The organism is Sphaerisporangium rufum, from assembly GCF_016863395.1.
GTDB lineage: Bacteria > Actinomycetota > Actinomycetes > Streptosporangiales > Streptosporangiaceae > Sphaerisporangium > Sphaerisporangium rufum.
This window is the reverse complement of the sequence record NZ_BOOU01000012.1, coordinates 48,430-66,882: the sequence shown is the minus strand read 5'-3', so window position 1 is coordinate 66,882 and position 18,453 is coordinate 48,430. Positions and strand designations below refer to the sequence as shown.

General features: G+C 75.3%; 18 protein-coding genes. 9 read left to right on the top strand and 9 right to left on the bottom strand.

The genetic code is table 11. The features are described 5' to 3' along the window. Positions 1-14 precede the first annotated feature (14 nt). From Sru01_RS03975 to Sru01_RS03965, 3 genes are all read left to right on the top strand, one after another. Complete coding sequence (locus Sru01_RS03975) at positions 15-287, top strand: hypothetical protein (RefSeq protein WP_203982460.1); 273 nt, start codon at positions 15-17, stop codon at positions 285-287. Between the two features lie 83 nt (positions 288-370). Further along, entirely contained in the window at positions 371-1,795 is a 1,425-nt protein-coding gene (locus Sru01_RS03970; protein WP_203982459.1) for a hypothetical protein, read from the top strand. Continuing rightward, on the top strand, positions 1,792-2,289 hold the full coding sequence (locus Sru01_RS03965; RefSeq protein WP_203982458.1) for a hypothetical protein: 498 nt from the start codon (positions 1,792-1,794) through the stop codon (positions 2,287-2,289). Before Sru01_RS03970 ends, Sru01_RS03965 begins: the two co-directional genes overlap by 4 nt. Here the strand turns inward: Sru01_RS03965 and Sru01_RS03960 are convergent. The 3 genes from Sru01_RS03960 to Sru01_RS03950 all read right to left on the bottom strand — a co-directional run bounded on the left by Sru01_RS03960 (position 2,219) and on the right by Sru01_RS03950 (position 7,048). Beyond that, the gene (locus Sru01_RS03960; protein ID WP_203982457.1) at positions 2,219-4,249 is read right to left on the bottom strand and encodes a tetratricopeptide repeat protein; all 2,031 of its coding nucleotides are present in this window, start codon (positions 4,247-4,249) and stop codon (positions 2,219-2,221) included. The two genes, Sru01_RS03965 and Sru01_RS03960, sit on opposite strands and share 71 nt — an antisense overlap. 708 nt (positions 4,250-4,957) lie before the next feature. Further along, the gene (locus Sru01_RS03955; protein WP_203982456.1) at positions 4,958-6,520 is read right to left on the bottom strand and encodes a hypothetical protein; all 1,563 of its coding nucleotides are present in this window, start codon (positions 6,518-6,520) and stop codon (positions 4,958-4,960) included. 231 nt (positions 6,521-6,751) lie between these two features. After that, positions 6,752-7,048: a hypothetical protein gene (locus tag Sru01_RS03950; RefSeq protein ID WP_203982455.1), complete on the bottom strand. Its 297-nt coding sequence runs from the start codon at positions 7,046-7,048 to the stop codon at positions 6,752-6,754. 17 nt (positions 7,049-7,065) lie between these two features. Here Sru01_RS03950 and Sru01_RS03945 point away from each other — a divergent pair, with 17 nt between their 5' ends. Next, the gene (locus Sru01_RS03945; RefSeq protein ID WP_203982454.1) at positions 7,066-7,749 is read left to right on the top strand and encodes a hypothetical protein; all 684 of its coding nucleotides are present in this window, start codon (positions 7,066-7,068) and stop codon (positions 7,747-7,749) included. Positions 7,750-7,759: 10 nt separating this feature from the next. Here the strand turns inward: Sru01_RS03945 and Sru01_RS03940 are convergent, their stop codons facing one another. Next, positions 7,760-8,353: a hemerythrin domain-containing protein gene (locus tag Sru01_RS03940; protein ID WP_203982453.1), complete on the bottom strand. Its 594-nt coding sequence runs from the start codon at positions 8,351-8,353 to the stop codon at positions 7,760-7,762. A 349-nt stretch (positions 8,354-8,702) separates the two neighbouring features. On the opposite strand from Sru01_RS03940, the gene Sru01_RS03935 reads away from it, so the two are divergent. From Sru01_RS03935 to Sru01_RS03920, 4 genes are all read left to right on the top strand, one after another. Further along, positions 8,703-9,137 carry a hypothetical protein gene (locus tag Sru01_RS03935; RefSeq protein ID WP_203982452.1) on the top strand — a complete coding sequence of 145 codons (435 nt, stop codon included), beginning with the start codon at positions 8,703-8,705 and terminating at the stop codon, positions 9,135-9,137. A 551-nt stretch (positions 9,138-9,688) separates the two neighbouring features. Further along, positions 9,689-12,373, top strand: a complete 2,685-nt coding sequence (gene pulA, locus Sru01_RS03930) for a pullulanase-type alpha-1,6-glucosidase (RefSeq protein WP_239136869.1) — start codon at positions 9,689-9,691, stop codon at positions 12,371-12,373. 230 nt (positions 12,374-12,603) lie between these two features. Next, positions 12,604-13,074, top strand: coding sequence for an Ig-like domain repeat protein (locus Sru01_RS03925; protein ID WP_203982451.1), 471 nt, complete (start codon positions 12,604-12,606; stop codon positions 13,072-13,074). Positions 13,075-13,203: 129 nt separating this feature from the next. Continuing rightward, on the top strand, positions 13,204-13,491 hold the full coding sequence (locus tag Sru01_RS03920; protein ID WP_203982450.1) for a Fe-S cluster assembly protein HesB: 288 nt from the start codon (positions 13,204-13,206) through the stop codon (positions 13,489-13,491). Between the two features lie 54 nt (positions 13,492-13,545). Here Sru01_RS03920 and mshB read toward each other — a convergent pair whose 3' ends face one another. Further along, positions 13,546-14,394 (bottom strand): N-acetyl-1-D-myo-inositol-2-amino-2-deoxy-alpha-D-glucopyranoside deacetylase, encoded by an 849-nt coding sequence (mshB, locus tag Sru01_RS03915; protein WP_203982449.1) that lies wholly within the window; start codon positions 14,392-14,394, stop codon positions 13,546-13,548. Between the two features lie 86 nt (positions 14,395-14,480). Beyond that, on the bottom strand, positions 14,481-15,491 hold the full coding sequence (locus tag Sru01_RS03910) for a 1-aminocyclopropane-1-carboxylate deaminase/D-cysteine desulfhydrase (protein ID WP_239136868.1): 1,011 nt from the start codon (positions 15,489-15,491) through the stop codon (positions 14,481-14,483). Positions 15,492-15,574: 83 nt separating this feature from the next. On the opposite strand from Sru01_RS03910, the gene galK reads away from it, so the two are divergent. After that, on the top strand, positions 15,575-16,711 hold the full coding sequence (gene galK, locus Sru01_RS03905; RefSeq protein WP_203982448.1) for a galactokinase: 1,137 nt from the start codon (positions 15,575-15,577) through the stop codon (positions 16,709-16,711). A 37-nt stretch (positions 16,712-16,748) separates the two neighbouring features. On the opposite strand, the gene Sru01_RS03900 is transcribed toward galK, so the two are convergent. From Sru01_RS03900 to Sru01_RS03890, 3 genes are all read right to left on the bottom strand, one after another. Beyond that, positions 16,749-17,093, bottom strand: coding sequence for an STAS domain-containing protein (locus Sru01_RS03900; RefSeq protein WP_203982447.1), 345 nt, complete (start codon positions 17,091-17,093; stop codon positions 16,749-16,751). Positions 17,094-17,220: 127 nt separating this feature from the next. Beyond that, positions 17,221-17,424, bottom strand: a complete 204-nt coding sequence (locus Sru01_RS03895; protein ID WP_203982446.1) for a cold-shock protein — start codon at positions 17,422-17,424, stop codon at positions 17,221-17,223. Between the two features lie 243 nt (positions 17,425-17,667). Beyond that, positions 17,668-18,444 (bottom strand): enoyl-CoA hydratase-related protein, encoded by a 777-nt coding sequence (locus tag Sru01_RS03890; RefSeq protein ID WP_203982445.1) that lies wholly within the window; start codon positions 18,442-18,444, stop codon positions 17,668-17,670. Positions 18,445-18,453: the final 9 nt, after the last annotated feature.

The window sequence follows — 18,453 nt, the reverse complement described above, 5'->3', positions numbered from 1 at the left end:
GGGCACCAATCTACATGTTCAGCACCATGATGGCCGTGACCATGGGCGCACTCTTCCATATGTCACCGACCACCGCCACGAGCATTACGCACTTGCCTCCATGTCAGCATAAAACCACCAGCACCCTAACCAATGTCGCTTTTGCTACATATGGGACATCACTTGTCGCGGCCGCCGTCGAGGGCAAAGGCAAGGACATCTTCATGATCAAAAACTCCGAATGCGGCGGGTTCATGACCGCCGGCCGGGTGAGAACGGAGGACTCGGCAAGGTCGGCGTCCACCTGACCGCAAGGTCTTCATCCGGTGCCGGCTCGCATGCTGCCGCCGGTGGTTCCGCGAGGGGGCCGCCGGCGAGCAGGGAGAAGATCATGACGTGCGGGCAGGAGCAGCTGCGAGGGCCGTTCTCTCCGGAGGCGACCGCGGCGGAGACCCACGGCGTGCGGCGCACCGCGGTGATGGTGGCGCACCATCTGGCGGGCGCGACGCGGCTGATGGACCACGCGCCGCTCATCGAGGAGGACCGGCGGATCCAGGTCGTCTACACCGTGCCGCCGTCGTCGCGGCTGGCGCGGGGGGCGCACGAGTTCCTGAGCACCACGGGGGCGCTGGTCATGCCGTGGGCGCAGGCGGCCGAGACCCCGTTCGACCTGGCGGTGGCGGCCGGGCAGGGCATGCTGGACCGGCTGCGCGCCCCCGTGATGACCGTCTTTCACGGCGCCGGGCCGAACTACTACGTGCCCCGAGAGGCCGGGTACGGGCCGCCGGCGCCGCAGGCGGTGAACGGACTGGGACTCCAGGGGATGACCATGCACGGGCGGGTGATCCCGGCGGCCATCATGCTCGGGCATGAGGACCACCGCCGGGTGCTGGCCGAGGAATGCCCGGCGGCGCTACCGGCCGCGGTGGTGGCCGGCGACCTGTGCTTCGACCGCCTGCTGGCCGGCCTGCCGCACCGGGCGGCGTACCGGGCGGCCCTCGGTGTCGGGCCAGGGCAGCGGCTGCTCATGGTCTCCTCGCACTTCGGCGCGGATTCGCTGCTGGCCCGCCACCCCGACCTGCTGGTCCGGCTGGCGGGCGGCGCAGCGGGCGCCGGGGTCCGGGTGGTCGTCGTGCTGCACCCGAACACCTGGGTGGTGCACGGCCGGCGGCAGATCCGGTCGTGGTTCTCCGCCGGCACCCGCGCGGGCGCCGTACTGCTCCCGCCGGAGGAGGGCTGGCGGGCGGCGCTGGTGGCCGCCGACGTGCTGCTCGCCGATCGCAGCTCCATCGCCGTCTACGGAGCCGCGCTCGGCCGGCCGGTGCTGCTCGCGCCGTTCGCGGCGCGGAACGTACTACCGGGGTCCGCCTTCGCCCGGCTGGCCTCGGTGGCCGAGCCGCTGGCGCCCGGCACGCCGATCCCGGCGCAGCTCGACCGGGCGGCGGCCCGGTGGTCACCGGACACCACCACCCGGATGCGGGCAGCGCTCACCTCGCTCCCGGGCGGCGCCGCGGACGTGCTGCGCCGGACGATGTACCGGCTGCTGGGACTGCCCGAGCCGCCCGGTGTCCTGCCCGCCGCGCCGCCGCCGATGCCCGTCCCGATCCCGGTGGACGTCCCGATCCCGACGCCCGGCACCACCCCGGTGACCGGCACGGCGCCGGTGACCGGCACGACCCCGATGGCCGGCACGATCCCGATAGCCGGCGCGGCGCCGATAGCCGGCACGGCGCCGGCGGCCGGTCCGGTCGCGGTGCCCGGCCGGCGATCCGTGGCTCCGCCGGCTCCGGACGCCGGCACCGGCGGTCACCGGTGAACCGGGTCCGGGTGGTGGTGACCGGCCGGGCGGCCGGCACCGTCCTGGTGGACGAGCACCTCAGCGCGACGGCGGACGACGCGGCCTGGTCGCCGCTGGCCGACGTGCTCGTCTGCCCGGCCGCCGATCCCGGCGGCCCGGCCGCGGCGCTCGCGCGGTTCCCGGGCTGCCTGGTGGCCGCGGCTCCGACCGGCGCCGGCGGCTGCCTGGTCCGGGCCCGGGACGGGCAGGCCGTCCGGCTCGCCGGACCTGCCTGGGCGGCCGCCTCGGCGGCGCACGCCTGGCTGGCCGGCGGCGACCGGCTGCCGGTACTCGGCACCGCCACGCTCGGCATTACGGCGCTCGGCACCGCCACGCTCGGCACCGCCACGCTCGTCGCCGGCCGCCCGTCATCTGGACAGGGCATCCGGATCATGATGATCGTCACCGCCCGGGCGGCAGGCCGTCCAGGAGCCAGCGGACCCGCTGGCGCTGCGGCGCGCCGAGCTCGGTGAAGATCTCCAGCGCCGTCTCCAGGTGGGCGCGGGCCCCGGCCGGGTCGCCGCCGGCCGTCGCCAGCTCCGCCAGCAGCAGCCGGATCTGAGCCTGCTCGTACCGCGCGCCGAGCCCGGTCACCAGGGCGAGCGCCCGGGCCAGGGCGCCCGCCGCCGGCCGCGGCCGGCCGGCCAGCAGATGCACCCGGCCCAGCTCGGTCAGGGTGCGGGCCTGGAGGTAGGGTTCGCCGAGGTCGCGGAAGACGCCGCAGGCCTCGGCGAGGTGGGCGGCCGCCAGGTCGTACCGCCCGGTGTCGCGGTAGGCCTCGCCGAGCCGCCGGGTCATCAGCGCGATCCCCCGGCGCCGGCCGAGGCCCTGGTGGATCGCCCGGGCCCGGGTGAACTCCTCGATCGAGCGTTCCGGCCGGTGCATGCCGAGCCAGGCCAGGCCGATCCGCTCCCGCGCCGCGGCCTCGCCGAGCGCGGACCCCGCGGACCGTTCCAGGGCGGCGGCCCGCCGGGACAGGGCGAGCGCCCGCTCGAAGTTTCGCAGGTTGAGGTGCGCCACCGACAGCGCGCCCAGCATGCGGGACTCGGCCCGCGGGTCGGCGCACGCCCGCGCCGAGGCGAGCCCGAGCTCGTGGGTCTCCACCCAGGCGGCGTAGTGCTTGCGGTGCAGGAACAGCCCCCACAGTGCCTCGCAGAGCTGCCACACCAGGTCATGCCGGCCCTCTTCGTGGGCCTGGCCGAGCAGGGCGCGCAGGTTCGGCAGCTCGTCGTCCAGCCGGTCCAGCGCGGCGGCCGGGCCGTCGTAGGCCGGCGGCGCCGCCTTGGCGGGCTCGTACATCGGGCCGAGATGCCACCGGCCGGGCACCACCACCAGGTCGGCGGCCACCGCGGTGCGGAGGTACCAGAACGCGATCCGGGTGAAGGCCGCGGCGCGCAGCTCCGGCGGATCGGCCGCGGCCGAGGTCTCCCGGGCGTGCAGGTGGACCAGGTCGTGCAGCCGGAACCGGCCGCCGGCCTCCGCGGTGACCAGGCCGGCGGCGGCCAGCCGGTCCAGCAGGCGGCGCGCCGTCTCCGCCGGCAGCCCGCCCGCCGCGGCGGCGGCGCCGGGCGCGAACGACGGGCCGGGATGCCGGCCGAGCATGCGGTAAAGCCGGGCCTCGTCGGCGGCGAGCGAGGCGTAGGAGACGTCGAAGGCCGCGCGCGGGGAGAGTTCGTCGTCCGCGCTGAGGACAGCGAGCCGGTGCCGGGCGTCGGCCAGCTCGCCGACCAGGCTCGCGATGGGCAGCCGGGGGCGCCGGGCCAGCCGGGCCGCCGAGGCGCACACCGCGATCGGCAGCCGTCCGCACAGCGCGACCAAGCGGGCGGCCGCGGCCGGCTCGGCGCGGGCCCGCTCGCCGCCGACCAGCCGGTGCAGCAGGTCGACGGCGGCGTCCGGGCCGAGCGGGTCCAGGTCGGCGTACCGGGCGCCCTCGACCACCAGCCCGGACAGCCGCGCCCGCGAGGTGGCCAGCACCAGGCCGTGACCCGAGGCGGGCAGTACGGTGCGGACCTGGGCGGCGGAGATCGCGTTGTCCAGCATGATCAGCAGTCGGCGGCCGGCGGCCGCGGTGCGGAACGCCGCCACCTGCTCGTCCAGGGTGGACGGCAGGTGCTCCGGCGGCGTGCCGAGCGCGCGCAGGAACCGCTCCAGCACCTCGCCGGGCGGCACCGGGCCGCGCAGGTCGACGTACAGCTGCCCGTCGGGGAAACGGTCGCGCACCCGGTGCAGCCAGCTCAGCGCCAGCGAGGTCTTGCCGACGCCGCCGAGCCCGGTGACGACCACGACGGCGGGGGCGTCCGGCGCGCGCCCGCCCTCGGCGAGGAACCGGTCGAGTCCGGCCAGCTCGGCGTCCCGGCCGACGAAGATCGCGGGGGCGGGGGGCAGCTGCGCCGGGACCGGTGTCTCCGGGCGCCCGCCGACGGTGATGCGCACATCGCCGTGGATGGCGCGTGCCTGGACCGCGGGGCCCGCGACCGTCCCGCTGATGTCGTTTCCGCCGGCCGGGCGGTCCTCTCCGGCCGCGGACGGCTGCCGGCCGCCGTCACCACCTGGCGGACCGTGGCGACCTGGAGAACCCTGCGAGGGTGCGAAGGCCGGGGCCGGCCGCTCTTCGCCACCGGCGGGAGATCGCTTCGGATCCTCATCGGCACCGGCGGCAGGCGGCCGCGGAATCTCGCCGGCAGCGGCGGCGGACCGCTTCCGGTTCTCGTCGCCCCCGGCCACCGCCGCAGCTCCTGAAACAGATTCGGTTTCCTGGACCCATCGACGATAACCGCGCCTTTTCTCGCCGACCAGCGGGCGGGGACCGAAACAGCGACCCCTTTCCAGCCGAATTCACGCTACATTCCCCGGCCGCCGCACCGGGCCGGAGTGCCGATCTGGCACCCCGGCCTTCCGGTCTCCGCCGTGCCGCCGGTCCGGTGTGGCGGCCACCCGGCGGGCATTCCCGGCCGCGGGTGCGGCCGGATCCGATACCCGGCGGCGGCGTTCCCCGCCGTGGCCGCCGGTACGGCCGCCCCTGGCGCCACGGCGGTGGCGTCCCCCGCCGTGGCCGCCGGTACGGCCGGCCCTGGCGCCCGCCGGGCGAACCGGCGGCCACACCGGCCGTCGGATGCCTCCGCGCCCCGGCCGGGACGGGGATCAGTAACCACCGGTGGAATCACCGGTGCCGTAGTCGGTCGAGCCGCCGTCCGAGCCGCCGTCCGTGGTGCCGCCGGTGGCGCCGTCCGTGGCACCGGAGGAGCCGCCGCCCGTGGTGCCGTCGCCGGTGGAACCGGTGCCATCGGTCGGGGCGGCGGTGTCCGCGGGCGTCGCGGTGTCCGCGGGTGCGGCGGTGTCGGCGGGGGTCGCGGTGGCCGCGCCGCCGTCGTTCAGGGTGCACTCCACCAGGGAGCCGAGTTCGGCCGGGGACCCGGTGGCCTGGTAGACGGTGGCGCCGATGCGCTCGACGACGACGGACCGCTTGCGCTGCAGGGCCGACAGCAGGGCCTCACCCCGGCCGTCCTGCCCGTCCTGGCCGGTGAGCTGCCGATCCACCGAGGCGATCTGCAGTTCGAGCAGGCCCAGGTTGCGGGCCACCTCGGACTTGATCACCCCGGGCACCTCGCCCAGCGCGTCGGCCACCGGCGGGCACGCGACCGCGAGGCCGGCGGCGGCCTGGCCGGTGGCGGCCGGCGTCGCGGCGTCCGTGGCCGCGTCCGTGGCCGCGGCGTCACCGGTGGCGGTGGCCGCCGGCGCGCCCGACGGCTCGGCGGTCGCGGTCTGCGCCGGATCGGCGCTCGGCGCCGCGTCGGCGGCCTTCGGCTCGGGCGTGCCGGTGTCCACGATGGCCACCGGAGCCTTCGAGCCGGTCGCCTTGGCACCCTTCCCGTTCCCGTTGGCCTTGCCGTCGCCGTTCGCGTTCCCGTTCGCCGTGCCGTTCCCGTTGCTCTTGGCGTTGCCGTTGCCGGGCTTGCCGGTGGGGGTGACCGAGGCCTTCGCGCCGGCCCGGAAGCCGTACGGCCCCTGCGTCGCGGCATCGGTCCCCGCGCCACCACCCGTGCCGGTGTCACCGCCGGTTCCGTTACCGCCGTCCTGGGTCGCGGCCGGGCTCGCCGATCCCGCGTCCGGTGCGCCGCTCGCGCCGGCCGGATCGCTCGCGTCCGGGGTGGCGGCCGGCGCGTCACCGCCGCCGGGTGCGGCCACCGGCGTCTCGGTCCCGGCCGGCGCCGCGGCGGCCCCGCCGTCCACGGTGCAGTCGGCGAGCGCGGCCAGGCCCGCCGGCTTCTCCCCCACCTCGCCGAAGGCGTTGGCGATCTCCTCGATCAGCACCGAGCGCTGGCCGGCCAGCGTGCCGAGCACGGCCTGCTGCGCGGCGGCCGGGTCGGCCACCTGTGCCTTGGCCTTCTCCGCGAGCCGCAGGTCGGCGGACACCCGCTGCAGCTCCATCTGACCGAGGTTGCGCGCGACCAGGCTGATCACCTGCTCGGGGATGTCGGTGGGCAGCTCCCGGGCGACGCTCGGGCAGGCCGCCTTGCCGGCGTCCCCGGCCTGGAAGGACGCCGCGCCCAGCAGCCGCTCATCCGGCCGGTCGGCGGCGCAGCCGGCCACCGAGCCGACCATCGCCCCGCAGGCCGCCAGCGTCCCGATCAGGTGCCGGAGCCCACGGAGGCCGGCGACCCCGCGGAGCTCGCCGTTCGCGTATCTGCGCTGGTCTCGATGCATCCGTCTCCCTTTCGGCTCGTGGTCCCGCGGGACGCCGGGCAGGCTTTCCGCCACGGCATCGCAGGACCGCCGTTCCCGGGGAGATACGGGCGGGCGAGGCGAAGTGTTCGACCGAACCGGAGCCGGACGGCCCGCCGGGCCGCGGAAACCGCCGTCGAACTGGGCGGCCGCCGGCGGAATTCCCCCGCGCCCGGCCACCCGGAGGGCGGCCGGTGGGAGACGGAGGGCGGTTCAGCGGCGGCGCAGCGCGCGGCGCACCCGGGTGGCGAGCGGCGACGGCGCCCAGAGCCGGCCCGGGCCGCCGGGCGGCGCCGCTCCCAGCCGCTCGAGCAGGGTCCGGCGGTCCGGGACGGGGGCTGCGGCCGGGCCGGTGGCCGCCGCCACGGCCTGCGCGTGCCGGTCGCGCAGCCGGGTGCGGATCTCTTCCGGGGTGTAGGCACGGCGCCGCCGCTCCGCCCGGGTGATCACGATCCCGGTCGCCGCGACCCCCGCGAAAGCCGCCAGTCCGAGTACCTTCCACCATCGCATGTCCCTACGCTAGCGGGATGCCCGGTCATCTCAGCCTCGACGAGGCGCTCGACCTGACCCGTACCGGCGACGTCTGGCTGTTCCGCGGCCGCACGGTGCCCGACCGCGCCATCCAGATGACGACGAACAGCCCGGTCAACCACGTCGGCATGTCGGTGGTGCTCGACGACCTGCCGCCGCTGATGTGGCACGCCGAGCTCGGACGGTCGCTGCCCGACCTGTGGTCGGGCACGAATCAGCGGGGCGTGCAGTTGCACGATCTGCGGGACGCGGTGGTGGTGTGGGCGCGGCGGTACGGTCAGCGCGCGTGGCTGCGCCAGCTCGACCGGCCGGTCACCCGGGAGATGGAGGACGCGCTGCTGCGGACCATCGCCCGGCTGGACGGCACGCCGTTCCCGTCCACCGCCCGGCTGGCCGGCCGCTGGCTGCGCGGCCGGGTGCCGCTGCCCCGCCGGACGGCGGGGTCGGCGCTGGAGTCGGCCTACTGCGCGGAGGTGGTGGCGGTCACCTACCAGGCCATGGGCCTGCTACCGGCCGACCGGAACCCCAACTGGTACGACCCCGGCCGGTTCTGGAGCGGGGACGACCTGCGGCTGTCGGCGGGCGCGCTGCTGGGCGGCGAGATCCCGGTGACCGTCCCGGACGGTCCCGCACCGTCCGGGCGGGCCGCGTCCGGGCAGGCTCCGTCCCTGCCCGGCTGATCGGCCGCGGTCAGCCGGCGCTGCCGGTCACCCGGTTGACCAGGTCGCGGGCCCGGTCGGAGAGCGCGGCCGGCGGGCCCAGCAGCAGGCTGAGCGTGGCGGACTCCAGGCCGGGATGCGGGTGGGTGGGCGCGAAGGTCTCGGCGGCCCGCACCGCGACCGCCAGGGTCCGCCGCTCGGCCGCGTTGGTCCGCTCGCCCAGCGGGCCGAGCTCGTCGCGTTCCTCGGCGTCGATGTGCGCGAGGGCCGCCGCGCGCAGCGCCCGCAGTTCGGGCTCGAAGCCCGGCCCGTCCGGTCCGACGGCCTCCACCTCGGCGAGCAGGATCTTCAGCTCGCGCTCCTCGGCCAGCAGCCGGTCCACGACCGCGTCGCCGCCGGGCAGCACCAGCCGCGCGTAGGGGTGCACGACCTGCTCCTCGGCGGTCTCGTGCGTGGCGATGAGCCGGACCAGCCGGTGGAAGGCCTGTTCCCGGCGGATGCCGGTCGCCGCGGCGACCTGGTCGAACAGCGCGGCGATCTGGGCGTGCCGGCGCCGCAGCAGCCCGACCACGTCGTGGCCGTCGGCCTCGTCATACGGTTCGGACGCCGCCGGACGGTGGTTCATCTGGGCCTCCTTCGCCATGGTGCGTTCCCTCTGCCCCCGAAGTGCGCCGGTAATGCCACCGTATGCGAGGTTTGCCGCACAAACCTGGCTCGCCGCCGGCGCCGGGCGGTGGCCGTTCCACGCCGAACCCGACCGCCTCTCGGTCCGCGTCCCGCCTTTGCCCAGGTGGACGAGCACTCCATGATCACCGCCGGAAGGCCACCCTGGCTCGATGTCCCGCCGCGCAGCGGCCGATCCGGGATTCAGGTGACCCCGGGCGGACGACCGAAACAGCCCCGAAACGCCACCGGCAATCCGTTGTGATCTTCGTCCGCTACGCTGCCTCGAAGTTTCGTCAATGAGGAGCGCAATGCTTTCCCCTCGCCTGGCAAAGTCCATTGGTGTGTCTTTGATCGGCGCCGTGCTGGCGATCGGCCTCGCGACACCCGCGGCTGCGGCCGCGTCGACCGCCTATAACGTCAAAGAGATCTACCTGGAGCTTCCGCGTGCGGAGAACCCGGAGGTCTGCTGGAACAAGGAGATCAAACTCGCTTCGGGAACCTATAAGTGGGGTCTTGTAGAGTACGACGTCCCCCAAACCACCCACCCAACGGTGGACGTCTACCTCGCCGCCGGAACCTACAAGTGGACTTACTGTATCGATCCCGTGGTCAGTTACAACAAGCTCACCTCGACCCTGCAGTCAACGTCCAAGCCGAACCTTCCGGTTGCCAAGATCGAGGCCTACCACGCCTACTTTGAGGGCTGGTGGACGATCGGCAGTTATCTCGATCCCGCCTTCTGATGACGCGCGCCCGGCCATGGCCGGTGACGCGATCTCAAGCATGGTCTGAGTCGCGGTGAACGCGCGGTCGAAGAGGCGGCGGACGCTCAAGGCCCGGCGGTTCGAGTTCTGTCCCGGACCATGGAGGCGCGGCCGCGCGGACACCGCGACGACTGCACCGACCCCCACGGGCATGGCCTCCGTACCACCAAGATCAGCGGCTCTGCACGCCGCCGGTCTACAGGCGGACGCCGTACCCGTGGCGCCGTCCTCCTCGCCGGGGCAGTGGAGTGGACGTGCTCGTCCGAGACGGTGGCATGACCGGGACGGCCGCCGCGAAACCGCCACGCCGCAGGACGGGCGGCGAGGTGAAACGCCGGCGAAGCGCGGGTAGGTCCTGGACCGTCCTCGACACGGCACAATGAGACAGGAAACCTCGCGGTGTCGCATGGCCGCGTGGCACGGACCGAGTCCGCGATCGTCCGATCAGGAGTTCATCGATCATCCGCGACGGGGGCGAGCAGGACCTGCCGGCCGACCAGGCGCTGGACCTGGCCGCGACCGGCGGCGAGGTGTGGCGGCTGGCCGGGGTGCCCGGCGAGCTGCTGCCGCAGCCGGCGGCCCGCGGCGCGGACGCCGACCTGGCCAAGGCGCGGGCGCACTGGATCGACCGGGACACCGTCGCCTGGCAGGTCACCCCGTCCGCCGCGACCGCCTACGCGCTGGCCTACTCCCGGGCCGGGGACATCGCCTACGCCGGCGGCGAGCTGACCGGCGACCTGCGGATCATCCGCCTGGTCCCCGACCCGGCCGGGTTGAGCGCCGCGCAGCGGGCGAGATGGCCGCACCTTTCCGGGTATGCCGCGCTGAAGGTGGACCCGCGGGACGCCGGCCGGGTGCGCGACGCGCTGCGCGGCCAGGTGGTGGCGGTCGAGCGGTCCGCGTCCGGCGCGCTGCTGGCCGCGACCGGCGTGCAGGTCCCCGGCGTGCTGGACGACCTGTACGCGGCGGCGGCCCGGGCGCCGCTCGGCCCGGCCTGGCGGGGGGCGGTGCCGTCGCTCGCGGTGTGGGCGCCCACCGCGGCGAAGGTCGAGCTGGCCCTGTACCGCGACCCGGCCGGCGGCGGCCGGACCGTGCACGAGATGCGGCGGGACGACGCCACCGGCGTGTGGTCGGCGCGCGGCACGCCGTCCTGGCGGGACCGTTACTACACCTTCCTGGTCACCGTGTACGCGCCCGCCGCCCAGAAGGTGGTCACCAACGAGGTGACCGACCCCTACAGCGTGGCGCTGGCCGCCGACGGCGCCCGCAGCCGGCTGGTGGACCTGGCCGGCCGGTCGCTGCGCCCGGCCGGGTGGGACGCGCTGCGCAAGCCGGCCGCCGTACCGCAGCACCGCGCCTCGATCTACGAGTTGCACGTGCGCGACTTCTCGGCCGCCGACGCCACCGTACCGGCCGCCGAGCGCGGCACGTACGCGGCCTTCACCGGCGACTCGGCCGGGATGAAGGAGCTGCGCTCGATGGCCGCCGACGGGCTGACCCACGTCCACCTGCTGCCGGCGTTCGACTTCGGCAGCGTGCCGGAGCGCCGGGCCGGCCGCACCGAGCCGGACTGCGACCTGGCCGCGCTGCCGCCCGACTCCGAGCGGCAGCAGCAGTGCGTGGCGGCGACCGCGGCGAAGGACTCCTTCAACTGGGGCTACGACCCGGTGCACTACACCGTGCCGGAGGGGTCCTACACCGCCGACCCGGACGGGCCGGGCCGGATCCGCGACTTCCGCGCCATGGTGGCCGGGCTGAACCGGGCCGGGCTGCGGGTGGTGATGGACGTGGTCTACAACCACACCCTGGCCGCCGGGCAGGACCCCCGGTCGGTGCTGGACCGGCTGGTGCCCGGGTACTACCACCGGCTGCTGGACGACGGGTCGGTGGCCACCTCCACCTGCTGCGCCAACACCGCGCCCGAGCACGCAATGATGGGCCGGCTGGTCGTCGACTCGGTGGTGACCTGGGCCCGGGAGTACAAGGTGGACGGCTTCCGGTTCGACCTGATGGGCCACCACCCGAAGGCGAACATCCTGGCGGTGCGCGCGGCGCTCGACGCGCTGACGCCGGCGCGTGACGGCGTGGACGGCCGGTCGATCGTGCTGTACGGGGAGGGCTGGAACTTCGGCGAGGTCGCGGACGGCGCCCGGTTCGTGCAGGCCACCCAGGCGAACATGGCGGGCACCGGCGTCGGCACCTTCAACGACCGGCTGCGCGACGCGGTTCGCGGCGGCACCCCGTTCGACGCCGACCCGCGGGTCCAGGGCCTGGGCTCCGGGCTGGCGGGCGCGCCGAACGACTCCCCGGCCAACGGCACCGACGAGCAGCGGCGGGCCCGGCTGCTGCACTACCACGACCTGATCAAGGTGGGGCTGGCCGGCAACCTGCGCGAGTACCGGTTCACCGCCTCCTCGGGCCGCGAGGTGACCGGCGGGGAGGTCGACTACAACGGCGCGCCGGCCGGCTACACCGCCGCGCCCGGCGAGGCGGTCACCTACGTGGACGCGCACGACAACGAGACGCTGTTCGACGCGCTGGCCTACAAGCTGCCGCCGGCGACGCCGATGGCCGACCGGGTGCGCATGCAGACGCTCTCGCTGGCGACGGCGATCCTGTCGCAGGGCACCGCCTTCCTGCACGCCGGCAGCGAGCGGCTGCGTTCCAAGTCGCTGGACCGCAACTCCTACGACTCCGGCGACTGGTTCAACCGCCTGCTGTGGGACTGCGCGGCGGGCAACGGCTTCGGGGGCGGCCTGCCGCCGCGGGCCGACAACGAGGACAAGTGGCCGTACGCGCGGCCGCTGCTGGCCGATCCGGCGCTGCGCCCGGACTGCGCGGCGATCGGCGCGGCCCGGGCGGGGACCGGGGAGCTGCTGAAGATCCGCGCCTCCTCGCCGGGCTTCGGCCTGGGGTCGGCCGCCGAGGTGCGGCGGCGGCTGTCGTTCCCGGTGGCCGGCGAGGTCCCCGGCGTCATCACCATGCACCTGGACACCACCGGCCTGGATCCGCGCTGGAAATCGATCACCGTGGTGTTCAACGCGACGCCGCAGGCGCAGGCGCCGGTGCTGCCCGGGCTGCGCGGCGCCGCGGTCGCCCTGCACCCGGTGCAGGCCGCCTCGGCCGATCCGGTCGTCCGGCGGTCCGCCTTCGACGCCGCGACCGGCGCGCTGACCGTCCCGGCCCGGACGGTCGCGGTCTTCGTCAGGTCCTGACGCGCTCCCGGCCGGCCCGCCGGCCGGAGCGCGGCCGGCGACGCGGCGGCGTCCGCCGGCCCCGGCCCTGGACGGCCGAGGCCGGCGGGCCGGTCCAGCCTTGATCACCACCCGCCCAAGGGGAGATCAAGCGTGGCGTGGCGGCCCGGTAGGGCGGGTATCCGGCGGGTCTGGCCGCCCACCGTCCTGCCGCCGGCCGCGGCACCTTCGAGGACCTTCGCGAGGATGACATGCTGACCGACCGATTCCACGCCGCCCGCCGGCCCGCCCGCCGCCACCGGCTGCCGGCGGTGCTCGCGGCGGGCGTGATGATCGCCATACCGGCCGTCCCGCCGGCCGCCGCGGCCACCGCCGAACCCGTCCCCGGAGTACTCGACGTCTCCGGGGTCCCGTTGATCCCGACGGTGCTGACGGCCACCGCCGAGCCCGATCCGGTGCCGGCCGGCGGCCCGGTGACCGTCCAGGTGCGGATCGCCGAACTGCGGCGGCCCGGGGTGGCGGCGCGGGACGCCGCCGGGGAGGTGACGTTCACCGAGTTCGGCACCCTGCTCGGCGCGGCACCGGTGGTGCACGGCAACGCGGCGTTCATGATCGGGCACCCCGGGCTGGCGGTCCATCACGTGCGGGTCGCCTACGGCGGCGACGCGACGCACGGCGGCTCGGCGGCCACGGTGACCTTCACCGTCACCGCGGCCCGCTAGGCCGCCGCGCGCGCGGGCCGGGCCGATCAGGAAGATTCGCCGCCAATAATCCCGACATACGGTTTATATGCTCTCTAAGCGGCAAAGGCGTCACTGATCCGACAAACCACCCCGGCGAGGGAGCAAGTAATGCTGACGCTGACAGACACCGCCGCCAAGGTGATCCGTGATCTCAACACCAGGTCCGGCGAGGAGGCCGACAAGGGCATCCGGATCTCGTCGCACGGCGAGGACGCCGGATCGCTGATGCTCTCGGTCGCCGACGGGCCGCAGAGCACCGACCAGGTCGTGGAGAGCGAGGGGGCCAAGGTCTTCCTCGACCCGGTCGCCGCGACCGTGCTGGACGACAAGTCCCTGCACGCCGACGTGGACGACCAGGGCGGCATCTCCTTCCACGTGGAGGAGCAGACCGCCTGACCCGCGCGGCCGGGGCGGCGGGACCACCACCCACCGCCGTCCCGGTATGGCGGGTCAGCCGAACAGGCCCGCCTCCCGGCCGTCCGCGCCGGCCGGCCCGGGGTCGCCGGCCAGTCGGGTGTAGTACTCCGCCCCGAGCACCGGCTGCCCGACGTCGTTGGACAGCGCGAAATGGCCGCCGGCCACGCTGATCTGGGTGTGGTGCGCCCGCAGCGCCGCCACCTTCGCCGCCAGGTGCCCCGCCGCGTCGACCCGGGTGGTCACCTGCTCGTCCGGCACCCCGAACCCGAACTCGGCCACCGAGGTCACCTGCCGGAACGGCCCGGTGCCCACCGCGCCGGCCAGCACCGACAGCGGCATCGCGGTGGCGTAGAAACGGGACGGCGCCCACGGCTCGCCGGCGCCGAACGCCGGGTCGCCCGCCCGCTCGAACGCCCGCCAGGCCACCCGGTGCGCCTGGATGTGGTCGGGGTGACCGTAGTAGCCGTTGTCGTCGTAGGTGACGATGACCTGCGGCCGGACCTCGCGGACCACCGACACCAGCTCGGCGGCCGCCTCGTCGAGGTCGGCCTGCCAGAAGCACTCCGGACGGTCGTTGGACGGCGCGCCCATCATGCCCGAGTCGCGCCAGCGGCCGGCCCCGCCGAGGAACCGCTGGTCGCTCACGCCCAGCGCCGCGCAGGCCCGCCGCAGCTCGCCGGCCCGGTGCGCGCCGAGCCGGTCCTCCCGGTCGGCGGCCAGGTGCCGCAGCTCGGGCGGGATGACCTCGCCCTCCTCCCCCAGCGTGCAGGTGACCAGGCAGACGTGCGCGCCTTCGGCCGCGTACCTGGCCATGGTCGCGCCGGTGCCGATCGTCTCGTCGTCCGGATGTGCATGGACGAACAGCACGCGCCGATCCGGCACGGCCCCACCCGCCTTTCCCGGCCGGCCCGGCGGCCGACCCGCGCGAGAGTGCTCTGCGGAGTGTTTCGTGGCTTGCGCGGTGGAGCCTAGCCGACCGGGTTCGCCCGCCGGGCGGCCGGCCCGCGCGGCGGGGGCCGGCCGTCCCAGGAGGGGTCGGCCGCCGGCCCGCTGACCAGGGCGACGACCCGGGTGCCGGGCGGGAACGACCCCTGGGCGGCGTGGGCGAACAGGCCGGCCATCATCTTGGCCACGTAGACCCGGTCCAGCCGCACGCCGTGCCGCCCGGCGAAGTCGTCGGTGAAGTCGTCCAGCTCGCGGGTGCGCCGGGCGTACCCGCCGAAGTGGAAGCGGTGATCCAGCGTCCAGTCCCCGGCCGGCGCGCCGTACGCCGCCACCTGCAGCCGCCGCACCTCCCCGGCCAGGAAGGCGCCGCCCTTCAGCACCGGGAAGCCCAGCGCCCGCCGCCCGGGCCCAAGGCCCGCGGCCAGCCCGGCCAGCGTGCCGCCGGTCCCGCAGGCACAGGCGATCACGTCGAAGCCGGCCTGGTCCGGGACGCCGGCCGGGGCCAGCTGGGCGTCCAGCTCGGCGGGCAGTTCGGCGCAGCCGCGGACCGCCCAGGCGTTGCTGCCGCCCTCCGGCAGCAGGTAGAAGTCGCCCCACCGCTCGTGCAACCCGGCCAGCACCCCCGGGGTGTCCTTGGCCCGGTAAGCCGCCCGGTCCAGGTAGGTGAGCCGCATGCCCCGCGCGGCGGCGAAGGCCAGCGAGGGGTTGAGCGGCTCGTACGGCTCGCCGCGGACCACCCCGACGGTGGCGAACCCGAAGTGGTGGCCGGCCGCCGCCACCGCCCGCAGGTGGTTGGAGTAGGCCCCACCGAAGGTGAGCAGCGTGTGATGGCCCTGGCGGTCCGCCTCGGCCAGGTTGTGCCGCAGCTTGCGCCACTTGCCGCCCGGCAGCTCCGGATGCAGCAGATCGTCGCGTTTGAGGAAGAGCCGCACGCCGCGCAGCCGCTCGTCGCGCACCTCGGTCACCGGGGTGGGCAGCCGGAGCGCCAGGCCCGCGGCGGCCGGCCGGGACCGCGTCTCGCCGGGGTCGTCCACAGCGGCGATCCTGCCATGCCGCCGGCCCGGCGGGCGTCGGTAGGCTACGAGCCGACCCCCGAGCAGACGAGGAGATCGCCATCATGCGCGCTGCCGAGGCTTTCCGCGCCACCTTCGGCCGTGCCCCCGAGGGGGTGTGGCACGCGCCCGGCCGGGTCAACCTGATCGGCGAGCACACCGACTACAACGACGGGTTCGTGCTGCCGTTCGCGGTGCCGTGGGGGGTGACCGCCGCGGTCGCCGCCCGCGGCGACGACACGCTGCGGCTGCTCTCGCTGCAGGCCGGCGACGGGGCGGACGCCGGCCGGCCGGTGGAGCTCGCCGACCTGGCCGCCGCCGAGGGCTGGGCGCGGTACGTGGCCGGGGTGTTGTGGGCGATGCGCGAGGCCGGCCACCCGGTGCGCGGCGCCGACATCGTGGTGGACGGCGACGTCCCCCAGGGCGCCGGGCTGTCCTCCAGCGCCGCCCTGGAGGTGTCGGTGGCGGCCGCGCTGAACGAACTGGCCGGTCTCGGCCTGGGCCGACTCGACCTGGCGCTGCTGGCCCAGCGGGCGGAGAACGACTTCGTCGGCATGCCGTGCGGCATCATGGACCAGGCCGCCTCGGCGCTGAGCCGCGAGGGGCACGCGCTGTTCATGGACTGCCGCAGCCTGGCCACCCGGGCGGTGCCGCTCGACCTGGCCGCCGCGGGGCTGGAACTGCTCATCATCGACACCGGCGTCCACCACGAGCTGGCCGACGGGCAGTACGCCCGCCGGCGGCGCGACTGCGAGAGCGCCGCCAAGCGCCTGGGGGTCGACGCGCTGCGCGACGTCACCGACCTTTCGGGTGCGCTGTCCCGGCTGGCGGGCGACGAGCGCCGGCGGGTCCGGCACGTGGTCACCGAGAACCACCGGGTGGAGGCGCTCATCGGCCTGCTGCGCGCCGGCGCGGTGCGCGAGATCGGCCCGCTGCTCAACGCCTCGCACATCTCGCTGCGCGACGACTACGAGGTGTCCTGCCCGGAGCTGGACGTGGCGGTGGAGGCGGCGGTGCGCGGCGGGGCGCGCGGCGCGCGGATGACCGGCGGCGGGTTCGGCGGCTCGGCGATCGCCCTGGTGGCCGGCGAGCGGGCCGGCGCGGTGCGCGAGGAGGTCGAGCGGTCCTACCGGGAGCGGGGCTGGGCGGCGCCGCGCTTGCTGCCCGCCACCCCGGCGCCCGGCGCCCGGCGCCTGGCCTGACCCCGGGCCGCTGGGCCCAGGCCGCCGGCCCCGGGGGTCAGGTCGCGGGCTCGGCCGCGGCGCGCTGGGCGGGAATGATGATCGGGGGGAATCGGTCCTGCAGTCCGGCCGCGTTCAGCAGCCGCAGTACCGGCCGGGAGGGGGCCGACAGGCGGATGCCGTCGCCGCCGATGGTGAGCGAGCGCTGCCGTGCGGCCATCAGCGCGCCGAGGGCGCTGGCGTCCATGAAGGTGACCTCCGACAGGTCGAGCACCAGGCCGACCCGCGGGGGCTCCAGCGCGGCGACCAGGCGCCGGCGCAGGCAGGGGGATGTCGAGATGTCCAGGTCGCCACTGATCCGGCCCCAGACGGAGTCGGCGCGGTCGGTCAGGATCAGGTCCATGGTCAGGACCTCCAATCGACGCGGGGGGCGGCCCACGCGTTGCGTGGACCGCCCGGTGACGCGTCCTTGAGTACGGCGGCGGTCAGCCGCCGTCACGAGCCTCGCGAAGCCGCGGGGCTCACCCGCTTCAGAGCGGGCGGACCTGCTCGGCCTGCGGGCCCTTCGGGCCACGCGTGGTCTGGAAGTCCACGCGCTGGTTCTCCTCCAGGCTGCGGTAACCGCTCGACTCGATGGCGGAGTAGTGGACGAAGACGTCCGCACTACCGTCGTCGGGGGCGATGAAACCGAAGCCCTTCTCGGCGTTGAACCACTTGACGGTGCCCTGTGCCATAAAACTGATCTCCTACTAAGCGATCTACAGGGACCACGGACGTGGTGCCCCGGGTTGTATCGCGACCGCCCGCTGGAGTCTCCCCATGCCGAAGCGCCCGCTGTTCAGAACTCCGCAGGCGCTGCTACACGTAACGAACTTCTACTACAACCGCTCCCTATTCAACACCATGGAACCCCCCGATGGCGAACGCGACGCGGCATCGCCCCGGTGAACTTCCGGTGCACGGCGGGTGGCCGCCGCTCAGAACAGCGGTGGGAACGCAGGTGGCCGCCGCTCCAGGAAGCTCGCTACGCCCTCGGCGAAGTCCGCGCGGCCGAACGATTCCATCATCAGCCGGACGGCCTCGGCCGCGGAATCGTCCAGCGACCTCTCCCAATCCCCCCACACCTGCCGCTTGATCACCGCCATCGACGCCGGCGAGCTGTGCACGGCGAGTTCCCGGGCGTAGGCGAGGGTCTCCGCCAGCAGGTGCTCGCCGGGCACCACCCGGGCCGCCAACCCCAGCTCCCCGGCCTCGGCGCCGGTGAACGTACGGCCGGACAGCAGCAGCTCCATCGCGCGGGCCTGGCCGGCCAGCCTGGGCAGCACCCAGGCCAGGCCGTACTCGGCGATCAGGCCGCGCCGGGCGAAGGCGGTGGTCCACTTGGCCTCGGCCGCGGTGAAGACCACGTCGCACATCAGGGCGTGCACCATGCCCAGGCCGGCGCAGGCGCCGTTCACCGCGGCGATGAGCGGCTTGCGGATCGTCGTCGGGTGGGTGGCCGGCCGCCGGTCCGGCTCGGTGTCGTAGCTGCCCTCCTGCAGGGCGGTGAGGTCGGCGAAGTCGGCGCCGGCGCAGAACCCGCGGCCGGCGCCGGTCACCACCACGACCCGCACCTGCGGGTCGCGTTCGGCCTCCTCCAGCAGGTCGAAGTAGCGCCGGCCGAGCGGATCGATCCACGCGTTCAGCCGCTCCGGCCGGTTGAACGTGAGCGTGAGCACGCCGTCCCGCACCGACGAGAGCACCAGATCGGACATCGCACCTCC

Excerpts from the sequence above, each read along its gene's own strand:
- Sru01_RS03975 (WP_203982460.1), top strand. The coding sequence starts at position 15 with ATGTTCAGCACCATGATGGCCGTGACCATGGGCGCACTCTTCCATATG.
- Sru01_RS03970 (WP_203982459.1), top strand. The coding sequence starts at position 371 with ATGACGTGCGGGCAGGAGCAGCTGCGAGGGCCGTTCTCTCCGGAGGCG.
- Sru01_RS03955 (WP_203982456.1), bottom strand. The coding sequence starts at position 6,520 with ATGCATCGAGACCAGCGCAGATACGCGAACGGCGAGCTCCGCGGGGTC.
- Sru01_RS03950 (WP_203982455.1), bottom strand. The coding sequence starts at position 7,048 with ATGCGATGGTGGAAGGTACTCGGACTGGCGGCTTTCGCGGGGGTCGCG.
- Sru01_RS03945 (WP_203982454.1), top strand. The coding sequence starts at position 7,066 with ATGCCCGGTCATCTCAGCCTCGACGAGGCGCTCGACCTGACCCGTACC.
- Sru01_RS03940 (WP_203982453.1), bottom strand. The coding sequence starts at position 8,353 with ATGAACCACCGTCCGGCGGCGTCCGAACCGTATGACGAGGCCGACGGC.
- Sru01_RS03935 (WP_203982452.1), top strand. The coding sequence starts at position 8,703 with ATGCTTTCCCCTCGCCTGGCAAAGTCCATTGGTGTGTCTTTGATCGGC.
- Sru01_RS03925 (WP_203982451.1), top strand. The coding sequence starts at position 12,604 with ATGCTGACCGACCGATTCCACGCCGCCCGCCGGCCCGCCCGCCGCCAC.
- Sru01_RS03920 (WP_203982450.1), top strand. The coding sequence starts at position 13,204 with ATGCTGACGCTGACAGACACCGCCGCCAAGGTGATCCGTGATCTCAAC.
- galK (WP_203982448.1), top strand. The coding sequence starts at position 15,575 with ATGCGCGCTGCCGAGGCTTTCCGCGCCACCTTCGGCCGTGCCCCCGAG.
- Sru01_RS03900 (WP_203982447.1), bottom strand. The coding sequence starts at position 17,093 with ATGGACCTGATCCTGACCGACCGCGCCGACTCCGTCTGGGGCCGGATC.
- Sru01_RS03895 (WP_203982446.1), bottom strand. The coding sequence starts at position 17,424 with ATGGCACAGGGCACCGTCAAGTGGTTCAACGCCGAGAAGGGCTTCGGT.
- Sru01_RS03890 (WP_203982445.1), bottom strand. The coding sequence starts at position 18,444 with ATGTCCGATCTGGTGCTCTCGTCGGTGCGGGACGGCGTGCTCACGCTC.